The organism is Intrasporangium chromatireducens Q5-1 (assembly GCF_000576575.1).
GTDB classification, from domain to species: Bacteria; Actinomycetota; Actinomycetes; order Actinomycetales; family Dermatophilaceae; genus Intrasporangium_A; species Intrasporangium_A chromatireducens.
In genome coordinates, this window is the sequence record NZ_AWQS01000503.1 from 1 (window position 1) to 1,087 (window position 1,087).

1 protein-coding gene and 1 pseudogene are annotated in these 1,087 nt (G+C 68.4%); both read left to right on the plus strand.

The window, feature by feature from the left end; translation table 11 throughout:
- The first annotated feature begins 255 nt into the window (after positions 1-255).
- Positions 256-597, plus strand: a complete 342-nt coding sequence (locus tag N864_RS22520; RefSeq protein WP_034722846.1) for an NADH-quinone oxidoreductase subunit A — start codon at positions 256-258, stop codon at positions 595-597.
- A pseudogene (locus N864_RS25800) lies at positions 588-1,087 on the plus strand (hypothetical protein); the annotation flags it as partial. The gene N864_RS22520 and the pseudogene N864_RS25800, both read left to right, overlap by 10 nt.

Here is a 1,087-nt window from a genome sequence, read left to right on the forward strand (position 1 = left end):
ACCAACCCATCATCGTGGACACCTTCCTTCAACGTCTTCCTCGGACGTGTTCCCGTCCACCTCTCACGATGGCTTCAGAACATGTCGACCACCCCGTGGAAAACCTCAAGATCCTGTGTCGTCCGTGCTCGGGGTGCTCGATTGAGGCGTCTGCCGGGCCGACTGGGTCGGAACCGGCTGTGATTCCGATGCTGTGGCTGGGTAACGACACCTCGGAACAGGACCCACCGACGTCACAGGCCGAAGGGGCACCGCATGGGCGCTGTAGCAGTTGTGGTCCTGCTCGCCCTGCTCGGAATCGGGGCCCTGCACGGGCTGCACCGTTTGGTCGCCCCCTACCACGGCGTGCTGACGAGCCTGCCGTTCCAGTCGGGTTGGCCACCACAGCAGCACGCCCTCTCGCGCTACCACGTGCGCTGGTACCCGGCCACGCTGGTGTTCCTGGCCTTCGACGTGGAGATGCTCTTCATGTATCCGTGGGCCGTCGTCGTCGCCCAGGTCGGTGCGAAGGCGGTCGCGGAGATGTTCCTGTTCCTCGGGGCACTGTTCGTCGCAGTGGGCTGGGCCTGGCGCGAGGGAGCCTTCCGATGGGCCTGAGCAATGCCCTCGCGCGTCGCGCGACCCGAACGGCCCACGTCCTCGTGGTCGAGGTGGCCGGACACGCATGGACCCGTATGGCGCTGGAGCGGGCCTGCGCCGCCCGTGGCTGGCGGCTCGCCAGCTCGCCTGCCGATGCTGACGTCCTTGCCGTCTGCGGCGTGCCGGGCCCCGAGCTGTCGCAGGTGGTGTCGATGCTCTGGGAACAGCTGCCGGGCCCCCGGGCACGGATCGACGCGTCCGCTCCCCAGGACGTGCCAGCGGCCCTGGACGCCGGGACTGAGCAGCTGATGGATGCCGACCGACAGCGTACCGACGCGGCGCATCGCTCGATGAGTCTGCACCTCGAGGGTCGGGGCGGCATGGACCACGAGGGCATGCGCCACGCCGGGATGGATGACAGCGGGACGGACCACCAGGGCATGGGCAATGCGGGCATGGGCCACGGCGGGATGGACATGGCTCCGGGTGGGATCCCCCTTGCTGAGGG

Coding starts and splice junctions, on each gene's coding strand:
- N864_RS22520 (WP_034722846.1), top strand. CDS start 256: ATGGGCGCTGTAGCAGTTGTGGTCCTGCTCGCCCTGCTCGGAATCGGG.